We start from the raw sequence: 15,919 nt of genomic DNA, 5'->3' as shown, positions 1-15,919 counted from the left end.
GGCCCGCCGCCGTACCGCTGGTGCTGCTGCCCGCGCTGACCGCCCCGGCCGAGCCCGGCCCGCCGCCGACCGCCCCGGCCCACCCCGACGCCCTGGGCCCCGCCCCGGGCCGCGCCCCGGCCCCGGCCCCGTCCGCCGGCTCCCGGCTGCGCCCCGCCGCGCTCGGCCACGGGCTGGGCCTGGCCGCGCTGCTGCTGTTCCCGCCGGCCGTACCGGGCGGGGACCGGCCGCTGGCCGTCGCGCTGGTGCTGGCCGCCGCGGTGTCGGCGGGCTCGGCCGAGCGGGCGGCCCGCTGGTACCGGCAGGTCGGCCGCGGCCACCTGGGGGCGGCCCGCACGCTGGCCGAGTTCCGGGCCCGGATGCGGCCGGTGCTGCCGGTCGCGGTCGCGCTGCACCTGGCGGTGCTCGCGGTGCTGACGTACGCCGCGCTGGCGGTGCTCGCCGTGGTGGCGCCGCATCCCGGGCCGGGCCACGGCGGCGGGCTGCTGCACCTGGCCGCCGAGCGGGCGGGCCCCGCGCAGTGGGCAGCGCAGGGCGTGCTGGGCCTGCTGCTGGTGCTGCCCGTGCTGCTGGCCCGCTGCGGCCGGACGACGGCCGCCGCGCTGGGCGCGCTGGCCGGGCCCGCCGCGGCGGCGGTGCCGCTCGCCCTGGGCCGCTCCGCGCCGGTAGCCGTGCTGCTGGGCGGCGGCGCGGTCGCGGCGGTGCTGCTGGCGTACGCCTGGGCGTGGCTCGGCCGGGCCGGCGCCCACCGCTGACGCCCCGACGCCCGGCCGTACGCCGCCTTGACCCTCCGCCGCCCCGACCCTCCGACGTTCGAAAAACGCTGTTCGTTCGTAGTTCTCAGTCCGCCAGGTCGTCCCCGACCTCGCTTCGTGGAAGGACGCCCCCGATGAGGGTGCTGCTGCTGGGCGCCGACGGCTTCATCGGCCGCCGGGTGACCGATCGTCTGCTGATGGACCAGGAGTTGCAGGTGACGGTGCTCGGCCGGCGCGACTCGGCCGACATCCGCTTCGACCTGACCACCGGGAGCCCGGGCGCGCTGGCCCGCTTCCTGGACGCGGTCGCGCCGCAGGCGGTGATCAACTGCGCGGGCGCCACCTACGGCAGCTCGCGCACCCTGATCCGGTCGAACACGCTGGCCGTCGCGACCGTCTGCGAGGCGATCCGGCGCAGCCGGGAGCCCGCCCGGCTGGTGCACGTCGGCTCGGCCGCCGAGTACGGGCCGGTGCCCGGCGGGGTGCCGGTCTCGGAGCAGGCCGAGCCGCGGCCGGTCGGCCCGTACGGGGTGTCCAAGCTGGCCGGGACGGAGCTGGTGCTGGCCTCCGGGCTGGACGCGGCGGTGCTGCGGGTGTTCGACGTGGTGGGCCCGGGGGCACCGACCGCCTCGCTGTTCGGGCGGCTCGCCGAGGGCCTGCGGCGGGCGCTGGAGCGGGACGAGAACCAGGTGCGGATGCCGGACCTGTCCGGATACCGGGATTTCGTGGACGTGCGGGACGTCGCGCGGGCGATCCAGGCGGCGGCGGTCTCGGCCGCCACCGGGGTGATCAACATCGGCAGCGGGCACGCCGTCCGGGCCCGGGACGCGGCCCAGCTGCTGGTGCGGGCCTCGGGCTTCGAGGGGTCGATCGTCGAGGAGAACCGCCAGGTCCTGCTGCCCGCGCAGGCCGGCGGGCCGGGCGGCGACCACCTGCCCGGCCATCACCACCCGCCGGGGCAGTACCTGCCGGGGCACCGGGCGGAGGGCCAGCGGCCGGAGGGCCGGCCCGCCCCGGGCGAGCCGGTGCCGTGGCGGCAGGCGGACGTGCGCACCGCCCGGGACCGTCTCGGCTGGCGGACACAGGTGCCGCTGGAGGAGTCGCTGGGGGACGTCTGGCTGGAGACGGCCTGCCGGGTGTGAGCTCGCTCCGGGGGTGTCCCGGGCCCGGAATCACGGGCCCGGGGCCGCCCGGAGGGGCCCGTCGGCCGGTTCCACGATCCGGCGCGGCCCGTCTCGCCCATCGGACGGGCTGTCTCGGAATACCGGAGGGGCGTGACACTGTTGGCCTAGAGAGCCACCTGAGTGGCGGAGCAGCAACCCCGTCCGAGGCGGCCCTGGGCCACCTGAACAAGACACCCATCGGAGTCCCCGTGTCGTTGCCACCCCTGGTCGAGCCGGCCGACGAGCTCACCGTTGACGAGGTCCGCAGGTACTCCCGCCACCTGATCATCCCGGACGTCGGGATGGCCGGGCAGAAGCGGCTGAAGAACGCCAAGGTGCTGTGCGTCGGCGCCGGTGGCCTGGGTTCGCCCGCGCTGATGTACCTGGCCGCCGCCGGTGTCGGCACGCTGGGCATCGTCGAGTTCGACGTGGTCGACGAGTCGAACCTGCAGCGCCAGATCATCCACGGCCAGGCCGACATCGGGCGCTCCAAGGCGGAGTCGGCGCGGGACTCGGTCAAGGAGATCAACCCCTACGTCGACGTGATCCTGCACGAGGAGCGCCTCGACAACTCCAACGTGATGGAGATCTTCTCCGGCTACGACCTGATCGTGGACGGCACCGACAACTTCGCCACCCGCTACCTGGTGAACGACGCCGCGGTGCTGCTCGGCAAGCCGTACGTGTGGGGCTCGATCTACCGCTTCGACGGCCAGGCCAGCGTGTTCTGGGCCGAGCACGGCCCCTGCTACCGCTGCCTGTACCCGGAGGCCCCGCCGCCGGGCATGGTCCCCTCCTGCGCCGAGGGAGGCGTGCTGGGCGTGCTGTGCGCGTCCATCGGCTCGATCCAGGTGAACGAGGCGATCAAGCTGCTGGCCGGTATCGGCGACCCGCTGGTCGGCCGGCTGATGATCTACGACGCCCTGGAGATGAACTACCGCCAGGTGAAGGTCCGCAAGGACCCGAACTGCGCCGTCTGCGGTGAGAACCCGACGGTCACCGAGCTGATCGACTACGAGGCCTTCTGCGGCGTCGTCTCGGAGGAGGCGCAGGCCGCCGCCGCCGGTTCGACCATCACCTCGAAGCAGCTCAAGCAGTGGCAGGACGACAAGGAGGACATCTACCTCATCGACGTCCGCGAGCCCGGCGAGTACGAGATCGTCAACATCCCCGGCGCGGTGCTGATCCCGAAGAACGAGTTCCTGATGGGCGACGCGCTGGAGAAGCTGCCGCAGGACCGGAAGATCGTGCTGCACTGCAAGTCGGGCGTGCGCTCGGCCGAGGTGCTGGCCGTGGTGAAGGCCGCGGGCTTCGCCAACGCCGTCCACCTGGGCGGCGGCGTGCTCGGCTGGGTGAACCAGATCGAGCCGCACAAGCCGGTCTACTGAGAGACTGACACGAAGGGAGGGCCCGCCGTCCGGCGGGCCCTCCCTTCGCGCGTCCCCCCGTGCGTCTTCCCGTACGGTCAGAGCGCGTGCTTGCGCTGCAGCACGTTGTAGGAGATCCAGCCCGGCAGCACCGGCAGCCAGAAGGTGAGCGCCCGGTAGAGGAACACCGCCGGGGTGGCGACCGCCGGGGGCACGTCCGCGGCCAGCAGCGCGCCGATCAGCGCGACCTCGACGGGGCCGATGCCGCCCGGGGTGGGGATCGCCGAGCCGGCCGCGTTGGCGGTCAGGAAGACCACCGCGACGGCCGAGAAGCTGACGTCACCGCCGAAGGCCTGCACCGAGAAGTCCAGGCAGGCGGTGAAGGAGAGGGTCAGCAGCAGGATGCCGCCGAAGCCGGTGAACAGCTTGCTGGGCGTCTGCATCAGGTCGAGCATCCGCGGCACCACGCCGAAGAACAGCGAGCGCAGCCGGCCCAGCACGAAGCGCCGCAGCGGCGCGACGGCGGCCACCACCAGGGCGAGCACGGCGGCGGTCAGCACACCGATGATCACCGCGCGGGAGGCGGAGAGGTCGCCGTTGGTCTGGCTGCCGGTGATCAGGCCGAAGCTGAACAGCAGCAGCAGGTGCCCGGCCAGGCCCGCCAGCTGGGAGGCGCCCACCGAGGCGACCGCCTGGCCGGGGCGGATGCCGGCCTTCTGCAGGTAGCGGGTGTTGAGCGCGATGCCGCCGATCGCGGCGGGGGCGACCAGCTTGACGAAGGAACCGGCCAGCTGGGCCGCGACGGTGCGCCGGAACGGCAGCCGCTCGGGGACGAAGCCGGTCAGGCTCATCGCGGCGGCGACATAGCTGAACGCGGCCGCGAGCAGGGCCGCCGCCGCCCACGCCCAGTTCATCTGGGACAGCTTGAGCTGGGCCGGCTTGATGGTGGTCAGCGCCAGGTAGGCGGCGAAGGTGAGCGCGATCACCATGATCAGGGTCTTCGGCTTCAGCCGCTCCAGCCTGGCCGGCTCCATCGGCGCCTCGGGGGCGATCTGCAGGATCTGGCCGCGGATGCGGCTGAGCAGGTCCTCGCCGGCCGCCGCGATGTCCTCCTCGGCCTGCTGCTGGGTGCGCTCGCCGGCCGCGACCTGTTCCAGCGCCCTCGCCCGGGCGGCGGCCTTGCGCTCCTTGGTGAGCTTGGCGAGGTCGATCCGGGTGGAGCGGCTCATCCCGACCGGCTGGAGCAGCGGCAGCGCCTGGGCGACCCGGTCGGCCCCGACCACCGCGTTGGCGGTGGCCACGGCCCGCTCGGGGCCGATCCGCAGCGCGAAGGTGGTGAGCAGCTGGGCGACGTCGATGCGCAGCGTCAGGTCGGTGGCGGCGATGTCGCCGCCGGACAGGTTGACCAGGCAGGCCGTCTTCCCGTCCACCACCAGCAGCGACTCCCCGGTGAGCCGGCGGTGGGCGATCCGGCGCTCGTGCAGGGCCGCCACCGACTGCCACAGCGAGGCCATCACCTCGTCGGTGACCTCCTCGTCGGCGAGCTCGTCCAGGGTGCGGCCCTCGACGTTCTCGTACACCAGGATCGCGGCGTCCGGGCCCAGCTCGGAGGTGGCGACCAGCTGCGGAGCGCGGGCGCCCGAGGCGGCCGCCGCGTACGCGATCAGGGCCTCCTGCTCCAGCGCCTGGCGCAGCGACTGGGGGCTGCGGCGCACCGCCACCGAGCGCAGCCGCAGCCGCCGCCAGGCCCGGTAGAAGAAGCCGGAGGCCTGCTGCTCGCGGTCGATGATGTGGACGTCCAGCGGCGGGCCGTCCTGCTGGGTGACGTAGTAGCGGCGGGTGCCGCCGGGCGCGTCCGGGGCGCGGTGGGCGCCGTCCGGGGTGAAGCCGACCTTGCGCAGGCCGATCATCAGGTGCTGGCCGGTGGGCCGGATGTTGGGGGAGCCGATCGCGTACAGCGTGCCGTAGGCGACGGACCAGCCGATCAGCACGGTCAGCAGCAGCGACAGCGGGGTGGTGTAGCCGCCGAGCAGCTCGGTGACGCCGCTGAAGACCACCACCACCCACAGGGCCACCCGCCAGCGGGGTCTGCTCGACATGCCGACGGCGGTCATGTAGGCGATCACCGGGGCGAGGTAGCCGTGCACCGGGTCGGTGAGGGTGCCGTTGCTGTCCAGCGGCAGCCGGGTCAGCGCGACCTGGATGTGCTCGGAGGCGCCCTCCGCCACCCACCAGTCGATGCCCAGCGAGACGCCGTACGCCAGCACCGAGGCGAGCACGCCGTCGGCGACCCGCAGGCCGTCGCGTTTGATCAGCCGCTCGACGGCGAACGCCAGCGGAACGGCCAGCACCGCGACGCTGGAGACCAGGCCGGTGATGGTGGACAGCACCGCGGAGAAGTGCGGCGCGTTGGTGGCGATGTCCTGCTCGATGCCGGTGGTGGTCGAGGTGGCGATGCCCGCCAGCACGAAGACGGCGACGATCCCGAGGACGCCGGCCAGGAAGCGGATCAGGTCGGACGGGCGGTGCGCGCGGGCGGCGAGCAGCGGTTCGTCGACGTCCAGGTGCGGGGCGTCGTCCAGCGGGTCGTGGTACTCGCGCTGGACCGGCTGCACCGGAACAAGGGGCCGCTCGACCGGCTCGGGCGTCTTCTCGGGCGTGGGGGTCTTGATCGTCGGGTCCTTGATCAGGGAGACTTCCGGCGTCGGCCCGTGCTCGGGCCCGTCGTCGGACTCGTTGCCGGGCGCCGGGGGCACAGCGGATCCGGACTCGTCGGAGTCCCTGTCCACGCCCACGTCAGCCGTCCCGGTCATCTGGTCTTGTCCTCGTATCACCACTCACCGCCCCGAAGATGGTGGCATGCCCCGCGCCCCTGTGCTGGACAGGGGGCGGATCGGGCGCGGCGGATCGAGTGCGCGGGGCCGCGCGTGCGCCCCTGTAAGGAAGAATGCCGCAGGTGACGGACGTAACAGACGACGGCCTCCCGGACGCCCTACCGCCCTTCGCCGAACTCGTGCTCGACCTGACCGAGCGGATTCCACCCGGCAGGGTGATGACCTACGGCGACGTCGCCGAGTACCTCGGCCAGGGCGGCCCCCGGCAGGTCGGCCGGGTGATGGCACTGTACGGCGGCTCGGTGCCCTGGTGGCGGGTGATCCGCGCCGACGGCCGCTTCCTGCCAGGGCACGAGCACCGCGCCCTCGCCCACTACAGCGAGGAGGGCACCCCGCTGCGCGAACTCGCCGATCCGCCCCGGGTCGACCTGAGGCGGGCCCGCTGGGACGGCGAGCAGATTTCACCGGATCCTTCGCGCGGGCGGGATTGACGGGGCAGGATCGTAGGCTCGATACGGGCGGGCCCCGGCGGGCCCGCCCCGCCATGCCCCTCTGTACGACCCCAGGAAATTCCGTGAGCGAGCGAAGCGAGCGAGCCATCAAGAGGCGCGTGCGGGCGAATGCCCCTGCCGAGCGCAGCGAGGCGGACGCATGAGTTCGCCGTACCGGCTCGTGCGCAGCCCGCTCGTCCAGCCCGACCCGCCCGTGCTGGACGCCTACCAGCGCGCCGTGGTCGAGCACACCGGCGGCCCGCTGCTCGTCCTCGCCGGACCGGGCACCGGCAAGACCACCACCCTGGTCGAGGCGGTCGCCCGGCGCGTCCAGGACGGCACCGACCCCGAGAAGATCCTCGTCCTGACCTTCAGCCGCAAGGCCGCGATGGAACTGCGCGACCGGATGTCCGGCCGCCTCGGCACCGCCGCCGCCCCGCAGGCGACCACCTTCCACTCCTTCTGCTACGCCCTGCTGCGCTCCCACCAGGACCCGCAGGACTACGCCGAACCGCTGCGGCTGCTCTCCGGCCCCGAGCAGGACGTCATGGTCCGCGAACTGCTCGCCGGCGGCGCCGAGGACGCCAAGCTCGGCAGTACCCGCATCCAGTGGCCGCTGGACCTGCGCGCCTGCCTGACCACCCGCGGCTTCGCCGACGAGGTCCGCGCCGTCCTCGCCCGCAGCCGCGAACTCGGCCTCGGCGAGGCCGAACTCGAACGCTTCGCCCAGGGCGTCCAGCGCCCGGACTGGGCCGCCGCCGCGCACTTCCTCGCCGACTACCTCGACGTCCTCGACCTGCGCGGCGTCCTCGACTACGCCGAACTCGTCCACCGCGCCGTCCTGCTCGCCGAGCGCCCCGAGGTCGGCGAGGAGCTCCGGCAGCGCTACGAGGTCGTCTTCGTCGACGAGTACCAGGACACCGACCCCTCCCAGGTCCGGCTGCTGCGCCAACTCGCCGGCGGCGGACGCGACCTCGTCGCCGTCGGTGACCCCGACCAGTCGATCTACGCCTTCCGCGGCGCCGACATCAACGGCATCCTCGACTTCCCGCAGACCTTCCGACAGGCCGACGGCAGCCCCGCCGAGGTCAAGGTGCTGCGCGTGTCCCGCCGCTCCGGCGCCGTCCTGCTCGCCGCCTCCCGCGAAGTCGCCCGCCGGATGCCGATGGGCCGGCTGCCCGCCGACAAACTCGCCCAGCACCGCGCCCTGCTGCCCTCCCGCGAGGGGGGCCGGGCCGAGGTCTACACCTACCCGACCCCCGGTGCCGAACTCGACTCGATCGCCGACCTGCTGCGCCGCGCCCACCTGGAGGACGGCGTGCCCTGGGGCGAGATGGCCGTGCTGGTGCGGGCCGGCGCCCGCTCCATCCCCGGCGTGCGGCGGGCGCTCGGCGCGGCCGGCGTCCCGCTGGAGATCGACGGCGACGACCTGCCGCTGCGCGAGGAGCCCGCCGTCGCCCAGCTGCTGCTCGCCCTGCGGGTCTGCGCCCAACAGGCGACCCGGTTCGCCGGCCGCGACCGGCACGGCGACCCGGACTCCGCGGAGCAGGACACCCCTGACCCGGACTCCGCGGAGCAGGACACCGCCGGCCCGGATACCCCCGACCCCCTCACCGTCGATCTGGCCCACGCCCTGCTCACCGGCCCGCTCGGCGGCCTCGACGGCTCCGACCTGCGGCGCCTGGGCCGCGCCCTGCGCGAGGAGGAACGCGCCGCCCTGCGCGCCGAAGGCCGCCCCACCGCCGCCCCGCGCCCGGCGGGCGAACTGATCCGCGAGGCCCTCGCCGAACCCGAGCGCCTGATCGCCCTCGACCCGGCGACCGCCCGCCGCGCCCGCGACCTCGGCACCCTGCTGCGCAAGGTCCGCGAACGCCTCGCCGGCGGCTGCACCGCCGAGGACGCCCTGTGGGAGCTGTGGGACGGCAGCCGCCGCTGGCGCGAACGCCTGGAACGCGCCGCCCTGCGCGGCGGCGCCGCCGGCCGCAACGCCGACCGCGACCTGGACGCGCTGTGCGCCCTGTTCGAGACCGCCGCCCGCGCCGAGGAACAGGTCACCGGCCACCGCAGCGCCCTCGACCTGCTCGCCGAACTCGAAGCCCAGGACATCGCCGCCGACACCCTCACCGTCCGCGCCGTGCGCCCCGAGGCGGTCCGGTTGATGACCGCCCACCGCTCCAAGGGCCTGGAATGGCGCCTGGTCGTCGTCGCCGGCGTCCAGGACGGCCTCTGGCCCGACCTGCGCCGCCGCGGCTCCCTGCTGGAGGCCGACCGGATAGGCCGCGACGGCCTCGCCGAACCGCTCTCCCCGGCCGCCCTGCTCGGCGAGGAACGCCGCCTCTTCTACGTCGCCGCCACCCGCGCCAAGGAACGGCTGATCGTCACCGCCGTCAAGGCGCCCGCCGACGACGGCGACAAGCCCTCCCGCTTCCTGCGCGAGCTCTACCGCGAGGACGTCGACCCGCGCACCGGCAAGGTGCTGCGCCGCACCCCGCCGGTCACCGTCGAGGACGTCACCCATCGCCCGCGCCGCCCGCTGTCGGTCGCCGCCCTGGTCGCCGAACTGCGCGCCGTCACCGTCGACCCCGCCCGTTCGCCCGAACTGCGCCGCGCCGCCGCCGAACGCCTCGCCACCCTCGCCGCCGCCACCGACGACGAGGGCCTGCCGCTGGTGCCCGCCGCCCACCCCGACCGCTGGTGGGGCCTGGACGACGCCACCGCGGCCCCCGAACCGCTGCGCAGCGCCGACCTGCCCGTACGGCTGTCCGGCAGCGGCCTGGAACAGCTGGAGAACTGCTCGCTGCAGTGGTTCCTGGACAAGGAGGTCAAGGCCCGGGGCGCCGGCTCCGCCGCCCAGGGCTTCGGCAACGTGGTGCACGCCCTCGCCGACGAGGTCGGCTCCGGCCGCACCCCCGCCGACCTCGCCGTCCTCATGGAACGCCTGGACACCGTCTGGGACGCGCTCGCCTTCGACGCCCCCTGGAAGTCCCAGCAGGAGAAGGGCGAGGCCCGGGCCGCCCTGGAGCGCTTCCTCAACTGGCACGTCCTGGAACGCGGCCGCGACGTCGTCGCCACCGAGCACGGCTTCGACGTCACCCTCGACGTCGGCGGCGTCTCGGTGCGCATCCGCGGCTCCATGGACCGGGTCGAGCAGGACCGGGCCGGGCGCGCCTACGTGGTCGACTTCAAGACCGGCAAGCAGATACCCACCGACAAGTCGCTGCCCGAGCACAAGCAGCTCGCCGTCTACCAGCTCGCCGTGCGCGCCGGCGCCCTCAACGAGCTGCCCGGCTTCACCGCCCGCCCCCCGGCCACCGGCGGCGCCGAACTCGTCCACCTGCGCGAACCCGCCGCCAAGGCCGCCCCGGACGCCCCCAAGGTGCAGCGCCAGGAGCCGCCCGAGGGCGACCCATGGATCGAGAACCTGCTCGCCGAGGCCGCCGGCAAGGTCCTCGCCGAGCGCTTCGTCCCGCAGACCGGCAGCGGCTGCGACCGCTGCACCTTCCGCCGAAGCTGCTCCGCCCAGCGCGACGGCGCGCAGCTTCTGTGACTCGCCCGCTCGCCGCCGGGGGGGGGCGGCTCGGGGCGGGGATTCGCCCGCTCGCCTCCGGGGAACGACCGGGCGGGGAATGTCCGCCGCTCCGGTTACGGTTGCGGGGTGACCGCCGTGCTCAGCCATCCCGACCAGCTCAAGGAGCTGCTGGGCATCCCGTTCAACCGGGAGCAGATGGCGGCCATCGGCGCCCCCCTGGCACCGGCCGTGATCGTGGCCGGCGCCGGCTCCGGCAAGACCACCGTGATGGCCGCCCGGGTCGTCTGGCTGGTCGGCTCCGGCGCCGTACGGCCCGAGGAGGTCCTCGGCCTCACCTTCACCAACAAGGCCGCCGGCGAGCTCGCCGAACGCGTCCGCGCCAGCCTGCTCCGGGCCGGGGTCGCCGACCGGGCCGACACCGACCCCCTCGGCGACCCGGAGATCTCCACCTACCACGCCTTCGCCGGCCGCCTCCTCAAGGAGCACGGCCTGCGGATCGGCATCGAACCGGACGTGCGGCTGCTCGCCGACGCCACCCGCTTCCAGCTCGCCGCCAAGGTGCTGCGCACCGCCCGCGGCCCCTTCCCCGCCCTCACCGGTACCTTCGCCAACCTCGTCGCCGACCTCACCGCCCTGGACGGCGAACTCGCCGAACACCTGGTCGAGCCCGCCGCCCTGCGCGCCCACGACGAGGAGCTGCTCGACACCCTCGCCACCGTCAAGCTCAGCAACGACGACCTGCGCGCCGTCCCCGCCGCCGCCCGCGCCCGACTGGAACTGCTGCGCCTGGTCGAGGAGTACCGCCGCCGCAAGCAGAGCGCCGGACTGATGGACTTCGGCGACCAGATAGCCGCCGCCGCCCGCCTCGCCCAGCAGCGCCCCGAGGTCGGCGACCTGCTCCGCGGCCAGTTCAAGGTCGTCCTGCTCGACGAGTACCAGGACACCTCGGTCGCCCAGCGGCTCATGCTCGCCGGCCTGTTCGGAGCCGGCCCCGACCAGCGGGGCGGCGGCCACCCGGTGACCGCCGTCGGCGACCCCTGCCAGGCCATCTACGGCTGGCGCGGCGCTTCCGTCGCCAACCTGGACGACTTCCCGAGGCACTTCCCGAAGGCCGACGGCCGCCCCGCCGAGCGCTACGCGCTCAGCGAGAACCGCCGCAGCGGCGGGCGCCTGCTCGCCTTCGCCAACGAGCTCGCCGCCCCGCTGCGCGCCATGCACGAGGGCGTCGAGGCGCTGCGCCCGGCCCCTGGCGCCGAACAGGACGGCTACGTGCGGGCCGCGCTGCTGCCCACCCACGCCGAGGAGGTCGACTGGCTCGCCGACTCGATCGCCCACCTGGTGCGCACCGGCACCGCCCCCGGCCGGATCGCCGTGCTGTGCCGCGGCGGCGCGGCCTTCCCCGACATCCACGCCGCCCTGGTCGCCCGCGAGGTGCCGGTCGAGGTGGTGGGTCTCGGCGGGCTCCTGCAACTTCCCGAGGTGGCCGACCTGGTGGCGGTCTGCGAGGTGCTGCAGGACCCGACCGCCAACGCCGCCCTGGTGCGCCTGTTGATCGGCCCGCGCTGGCGGATCGGCCCGCGCGACCTCGCCCTGCTCGGCCGCCGCGCCGCCGACCTGGTGCGCACCGAGCGGCCCGAGGGTGTGACGGCGCTGGCCGCGGCCGTCGCCGAGGCCGACCCCACCGAGGTGGTCTCGCTGGCCGACGCGGTGGAGACCTTCCTCACCACCACACCCGGTGAGGGGGGCGACCAGCCGGACGACCTGCCGTTCTCCGCCGAGGCCAGGGTCCGCTTCGCCCGGCTCGCCGCCGAACTGCGCGAGCTGCGCCGCTCGCTCGCCGACCCGCTGATGGACGTGCTGCACCGGGTGCTGGCCGTCACCGGCCTGGAGGTCGAACTCGCCGCCTCCCCGCAGGCGCTGGCCGCCCGGCGGCGGGAGACCCTGCACGCCTTCCTGGACGTCGCCGCCTCCTTCGCCGACCTGGACGGCGACCCGGGCCTGGCCGCCTTCCTCGGCTTCCTGCGCGCCGCCCAGGAGTACGAGCGGGGCCTGGACAGCAGCCTGCCCGGCGGCGAGGACACCGTGAAGGTGCTCACCGCCCACAAGTCCAAGGGCCTGGAGTGGGACGTGGTGGCCGTCCCCGGCCTGGTCAAGGGGGCGTTCCCGTCCGGCACCCCGCGTGAACGCTGGACCAGCACCAAGCGCGTCCTCCCGCACGCCCTGCGCGGCGACGCCGCCACCCTGCCCGACGTGCGCGGCGGCTGGAACGGCAAGTCGATGGCCGCGTTCAAGAAGGAGCTGGCCGAGCACTCCGGTACCGAGGAACTGCGCCTGGGCTACGTCGCGTTCACCCGGCCGCGGTCCCTGCTGCTGGCCTCCGGCCACTGGTGGGGGCCCAGCCAGAAGACCGTCCGCGGCCCGTCCGCCTTCCTGGAGCGGCTGCGCGAGCACTGCGAGCGGCCGGGCGCCGGCGAGGTCGAGCACTGGGCCGGGCAGCCGGACAAGGGCGCCGAGAACCCGGCGCTGGCCGCCGCCGTCGAACGCCCCTGGCCGCTGCCGCTGGACCCGGCCGCGCAGCACGCCCGCCGCCGGGTCGCCGAGGTGGTGCGCGGCAGGATCGCGGGCGGCCCCGTGACCCGCCCGTTCGCCTCCGGGCCCTCGGATCCGGCGCCGGCTCAGGGCGGACCCGAGCCCATGTCCGCCGAGGACCAGCGCCAGGTGGCCTCCTGGGACCGCGACCTGACCGCGCTGCTGGGCGAGCTGGAGCGCTCCCGGCGCACCGCCCGCGAGGTGCCGCTGCCCGCCGCGCTGTCCGCCACCCAGCTGCTGCGCCTGGCCGCCGACCCGGACGGTTTCGCGCGCGACCTGGCCCGCCCGATGCCGCGTCCCCCGCAGCCCGCCGCCCGGCGCGGCACCCGCTTCCACGCGTGGGTGCAGTCCCGGATCGATCCGCTGCTGCTGATCGAGCCCGGCGCGCTGCCCGGCGCCGACGACGACGGCATCGAGGACGAGCAGGACCTGGAGCGGCTCAAGGAGGCGTTCCTGCGCACCCCGTACGCCCAGCGCAAGCCCCACCGGGTGGAGGCGCCGTTCCAGCTGGTGCTGGCGGGGCGGGTGGTGCGCGGCCGGATCGACGCGGTCTACCGGGGCGGTGACGTGCTGTCAGAATCAGGTGGTGCGTCACGCTACGAAGTGGTGGACTGGAAGACCCATCGCGAGGAGACCGCCGACCCGCTGCAGCTCGCGGTCTACCGACTGGCCTGGGCCGAGCAGGCGGGCGTCGATCCCGAGCAGGTCACGGCTTCGTTCCTGTACGTCCGCAGCGGGCGGATCGTCCGTCCGGAAGGACTTCCCGACCGAAAAGAGTTGGAACGGCTCCTGATCGGGAACAGTGACTAATGAGTCACGCAGAGCATCCAAGTCATCACGTCGACGTCCGAAACCTGTGCGTCGCACACGTTTCGCGCCTATTGTGGGGTCGGTAACCGGTCAACCCCCGTGCTCCGGCCGCCAGCGAGGCCCGCGTTCCCTGACCCTCAGTCATCACCGCAGGTGCCCCCGGGCATCGGCGCCTTCTGCTGGAGAGACCGAAGTTGAGCGCGACCGGATGGATCAGAGAGCGGTTCACCGGGCCGACCCCGGGACCCGCTCCGGGCGCGACCGGCACCTGGCCGAGGACGGCGCTCGCGCTGCCCCTCATCGGCATGGCGCTGATCGTCGTCCTCGACTACCTCAGCGGCACCGAGGTGACGGTCGAACCCGCCCTCACCGCCGTTCCCGCGCTGGCCGCCGTGGTCAGCCGCCGCACCTGGTACCCGCTCGTCATCGGCCTGTGCACCGAGGCGGCGGCCTTCCTGATGGCCTTCCACAGCGACGCGCTCGGCGAGTCCGTGCACGCCGCCAGCGTCATCGCGGTCCTGCTGGTCGCCACGATCGGCTGGGTCAGTGCCACCCTGAGACTTCGCCAGGAGCGCGCCCTCGCCGACGCCCAGCTGGTCGCCTCGATCGCCCGACGGATCCTGCTGCGACCCGTCCCCGAGAAGGTCGGCAGCATGCGCGCCGCCGTCCACTACGAGGCGGCCGCCGCACACGCCCGCATCGGCGGCGACCTGTACGAGGTCGTCAACACCCGCCACGGCGTCCGGGCCGTGGTCGGCGACGTCCGCGGCAAGGGCCTCGGCGCGGTCGAGACCGCCGCCGCCGTCCTCGGCGCCTTCCGCGAGGCCGCCCACCAGGAACCGGCCCTCGACCGGGTGGCCGGCTGGCTGGCCGTCAGCCTCGACCGCGCCCTGCACGAGAACGACCACCCCGGCGTGGAGGAGGAGTTCGTCACCCTGGTGCTGATCGGCGTCGGCCCCGACGGCACCGCCGAACTCGTCAACTGCGGACACCCCGCGCCGCTGCTGCTGCGCGGCGACACCGTCCACCCGCTCGAACTCGCCGACACCGTACCGCCGCTGGGCGTCCTCGACCCGGCCGACGTCCACCCCCCGGTGCACCGGGTCCCGCTCCAGGGCGGCGACCGGGTCCTGCTGTTCACCGACGGGGTGATCGAGGCCCGCGACCGCTCCGGCGCCTTCTACCCGCTCGCCGAACGCCTCCCGCGCTGCGCCGACGGCCGCCCCGCCGACGTCCTGCAGCGCCTGCACGAGGACGTGGTGCGCCACGTCGGCCGCCAACTCGGCGACGACGCGGCCATGCTGCTCCTGCAGTACGACCCCCAGTCGACCCCGGCCTTCCAGCTGCCGCAGCAGAACGCCGTCCTGACGACCCACTAGCTCAACGACGGCTCACAGCGACACCCGGACCACCAGCGGCCGGTGGTCCGACACCACCGCGCGCGGCGCCGCCGCCGGGCCCACCGCCGCGCGCGGCACCCCGACCGCCAGCACGTGGTCGAACTGCACCGCCGGCCGGTGCGAGGGATAGGTCGGCGTGCGCGCCAGGTCGTACCAGCCCTGCAGCCGCGCCCGCGGCTCCCGCACCCGCCGCCGGCGCGGCTCCGCCAACGCCGGCCGCACCCGCCGCGCCGCCCGCAGCTCGCGCACCCGCGCCCGGGGCGCGGTGCGCTCCAGCGCCGTCGCCCCGCCCAGCACCGTGCGCGGCACGGCGCCGATCAGGTTGAAGTCCCCCAGCACCAGGTACGGCTGCGGCAGATCGGCGATCCAGCGCCGGATGCCCGCCAGCTGCGCCATGTTCCAGCCCGGGACGAAGGACAGGTGCGCCGCCACCACCGTGAACGGCCCGCGCCCGCCCTCCAGCACCGCGGCCAGCGCCGCCCGCGGCTCGTCCGGCACCGGGGTCAGACCGCGCCGCCCGGCCACCCGCAGCGGCAGCCCGAACGGTGCCGGGGCGAACCGCCGGGCCCGCCAGTGCCGCACCGGCAGCCGGGTCAGCAGCGCCGTCCCGTACGAGGGCGGGGCGCCGTCGCCCACCTCGCCCGGCCCGTACACCCGCAGCCCGTTCGGCCCGGACGGCTCCGGGACCCAGCCCGCCACCGGCGCCGGGCGCCCGTGCAGCGCGGCGGCGAAGCGCCAATCGCCGGCGCCCATGGCCGCGGCCGCCACCGCCGCCTGGTCGGTGCCGCCCGAGCGGGCCTGGTGCCGGTCCACCTCCTGCAGGGCCAGCACGTCGACGTCCAGCGCGGCCACCGCCTCCGCCAACGGGGCGCCCGCGTCGGCCGGGTAGGGCCGCGGCGCGCCGTCCGGGGCGAGCGGCTGACCGTGCAACAGGTTGAAGGTGGCGATGCGCAACTGGCTCACACCGCACGACGGTACCCG

Annotated in this window: 8 protein-coding genes and 1 pseudogene; 7 read left to right on the top strand and 2 right to left on the bottom strand. The window is 74.9% G+C overall.

All coding sequences use genetic code 11. From position 1 onward, the window contains the following. The 3 genes and pseudogenes from ACFVWU_RS34700 to moeZ all read left to right on the top strand — a co-directional run. A pseudogene (locus tag ACFVWU_RS34700) lies at window positions 1-755 on the top strand (hypothetical protein); the annotation flags it as partial. Between the two features lie 134 nt (window positions 756-889). Further along, window positions 890-1,897, top strand: coding sequence for an NAD-dependent epimerase/dehydratase family protein (locus ACFVWU_RS34695; RefSeq protein WP_387628241.1), 1,008 nt, complete (start codon window positions 890-892; stop codon window positions 1,895-1,897). A gap of 230 nt (window positions 1,898-2,127) precedes the next feature. Then, a complete protein-coding gene (gene moeZ, locus ACFVWU_RS34690) occupies window positions 2,128-3,306 on the top strand; it encodes an adenylyltransferase/sulfurtransferase MoeZ (RefSeq protein WP_387628238.1) in 1,179 nt (392 codons plus the stop codon). Between the two features lie 77 nt (window positions 3,307-3,383). Here moeZ and ACFVWU_RS34685 read toward each other — a convergent pair whose 3' ends face one another. Next, window positions 3,384-6,098, bottom strand: coding sequence for a flippase-like domain-containing protein (locus ACFVWU_RS34685; RefSeq protein ID WP_387628237.1), 2,715 nt, complete (start codon window positions 6,096-6,098; stop codon window positions 3,384-3,386). A 134-nt stretch (window positions 6,099-6,232) separates the two neighbouring features. Between ACFVWU_RS34685 and ACFVWU_RS34680 the strand changes: the two genes are divergently transcribed. The 4 genes from ACFVWU_RS34680 (at window position 6,233) to ACFVWU_RS34665 (ending at window position 14,917) form a co-directional block, all read left to right on the top strand. Then, entirely contained in the window at window positions 6,233-6,610 is a 378-nt protein-coding gene (locus ACFVWU_RS34680; RefSeq protein WP_387628235.1) for an MGMT family protein, read from the top strand. A gap of 160 nt (window positions 6,611-6,770) precedes the next feature. Continuing rightward, the gene (locus ACFVWU_RS34675) at window positions 6,771-10,157 is read left to right on the top strand and encodes an ATP-dependent helicase (protein WP_387628234.1); all 3,387 of its coding nucleotides are present in this window, start codon (window positions 6,771-6,773) and stop codon (window positions 10,155-10,157) included. A gap of 108 nt (window positions 10,158-10,265) precedes the next feature. After that, a complete protein-coding gene (locus tag ACFVWU_RS34670; protein ID WP_387628232.1) occupies window positions 10,266-13,538 on the top strand; it encodes a UvrD-helicase domain-containing protein in 3,273 nt (1,090 codons plus the stop codon). A 194-nt stretch (window positions 13,539-13,732) separates the two neighbouring features. Further along, the gene (locus ACFVWU_RS34665; protein ID WP_387628231.1) at window positions 13,733-14,917 is read left to right on the top strand and encodes a PP2C family protein-serine/threonine phosphatase; all 1,185 of its coding nucleotides are present in this window, start codon (window positions 13,733-13,735) and stop codon (window positions 14,915-14,917) included. Window positions 14,918-14,929: 12 nt separating this feature from the next. Here ACFVWU_RS34665 and ACFVWU_RS34660 read toward each other — a convergent pair whose 3' ends face one another. Continuing rightward, window positions 14,930-15,901 carry an endonuclease/exonuclease/phosphatase family protein gene (locus ACFVWU_RS34660; RefSeq protein WP_387628229.1) on the bottom strand — a complete coding sequence of 324 codons (972 nt, stop codon included), beginning with the start codon at window positions 15,899-15,901 and terminating at the stop codon, window positions 14,930-14,932. Window positions 15,902-15,919 lie beyond the last annotated feature (18 nt).

Source organism: Kitasatospora sp. NPDC058190 (genome assembly GCF_042883685.1).
In the GTDB taxonomy this organism is placed as follows: Bacteria; Actinomycetota; Actinomycetes; order Streptomycetales; family Streptomycetaceae; genus Kitasatospora.
The sequence above is the reverse complement of the archived record's forward strand: the minus strand, read 5'-3'. Positions and strand labels throughout refer to the sequence as shown.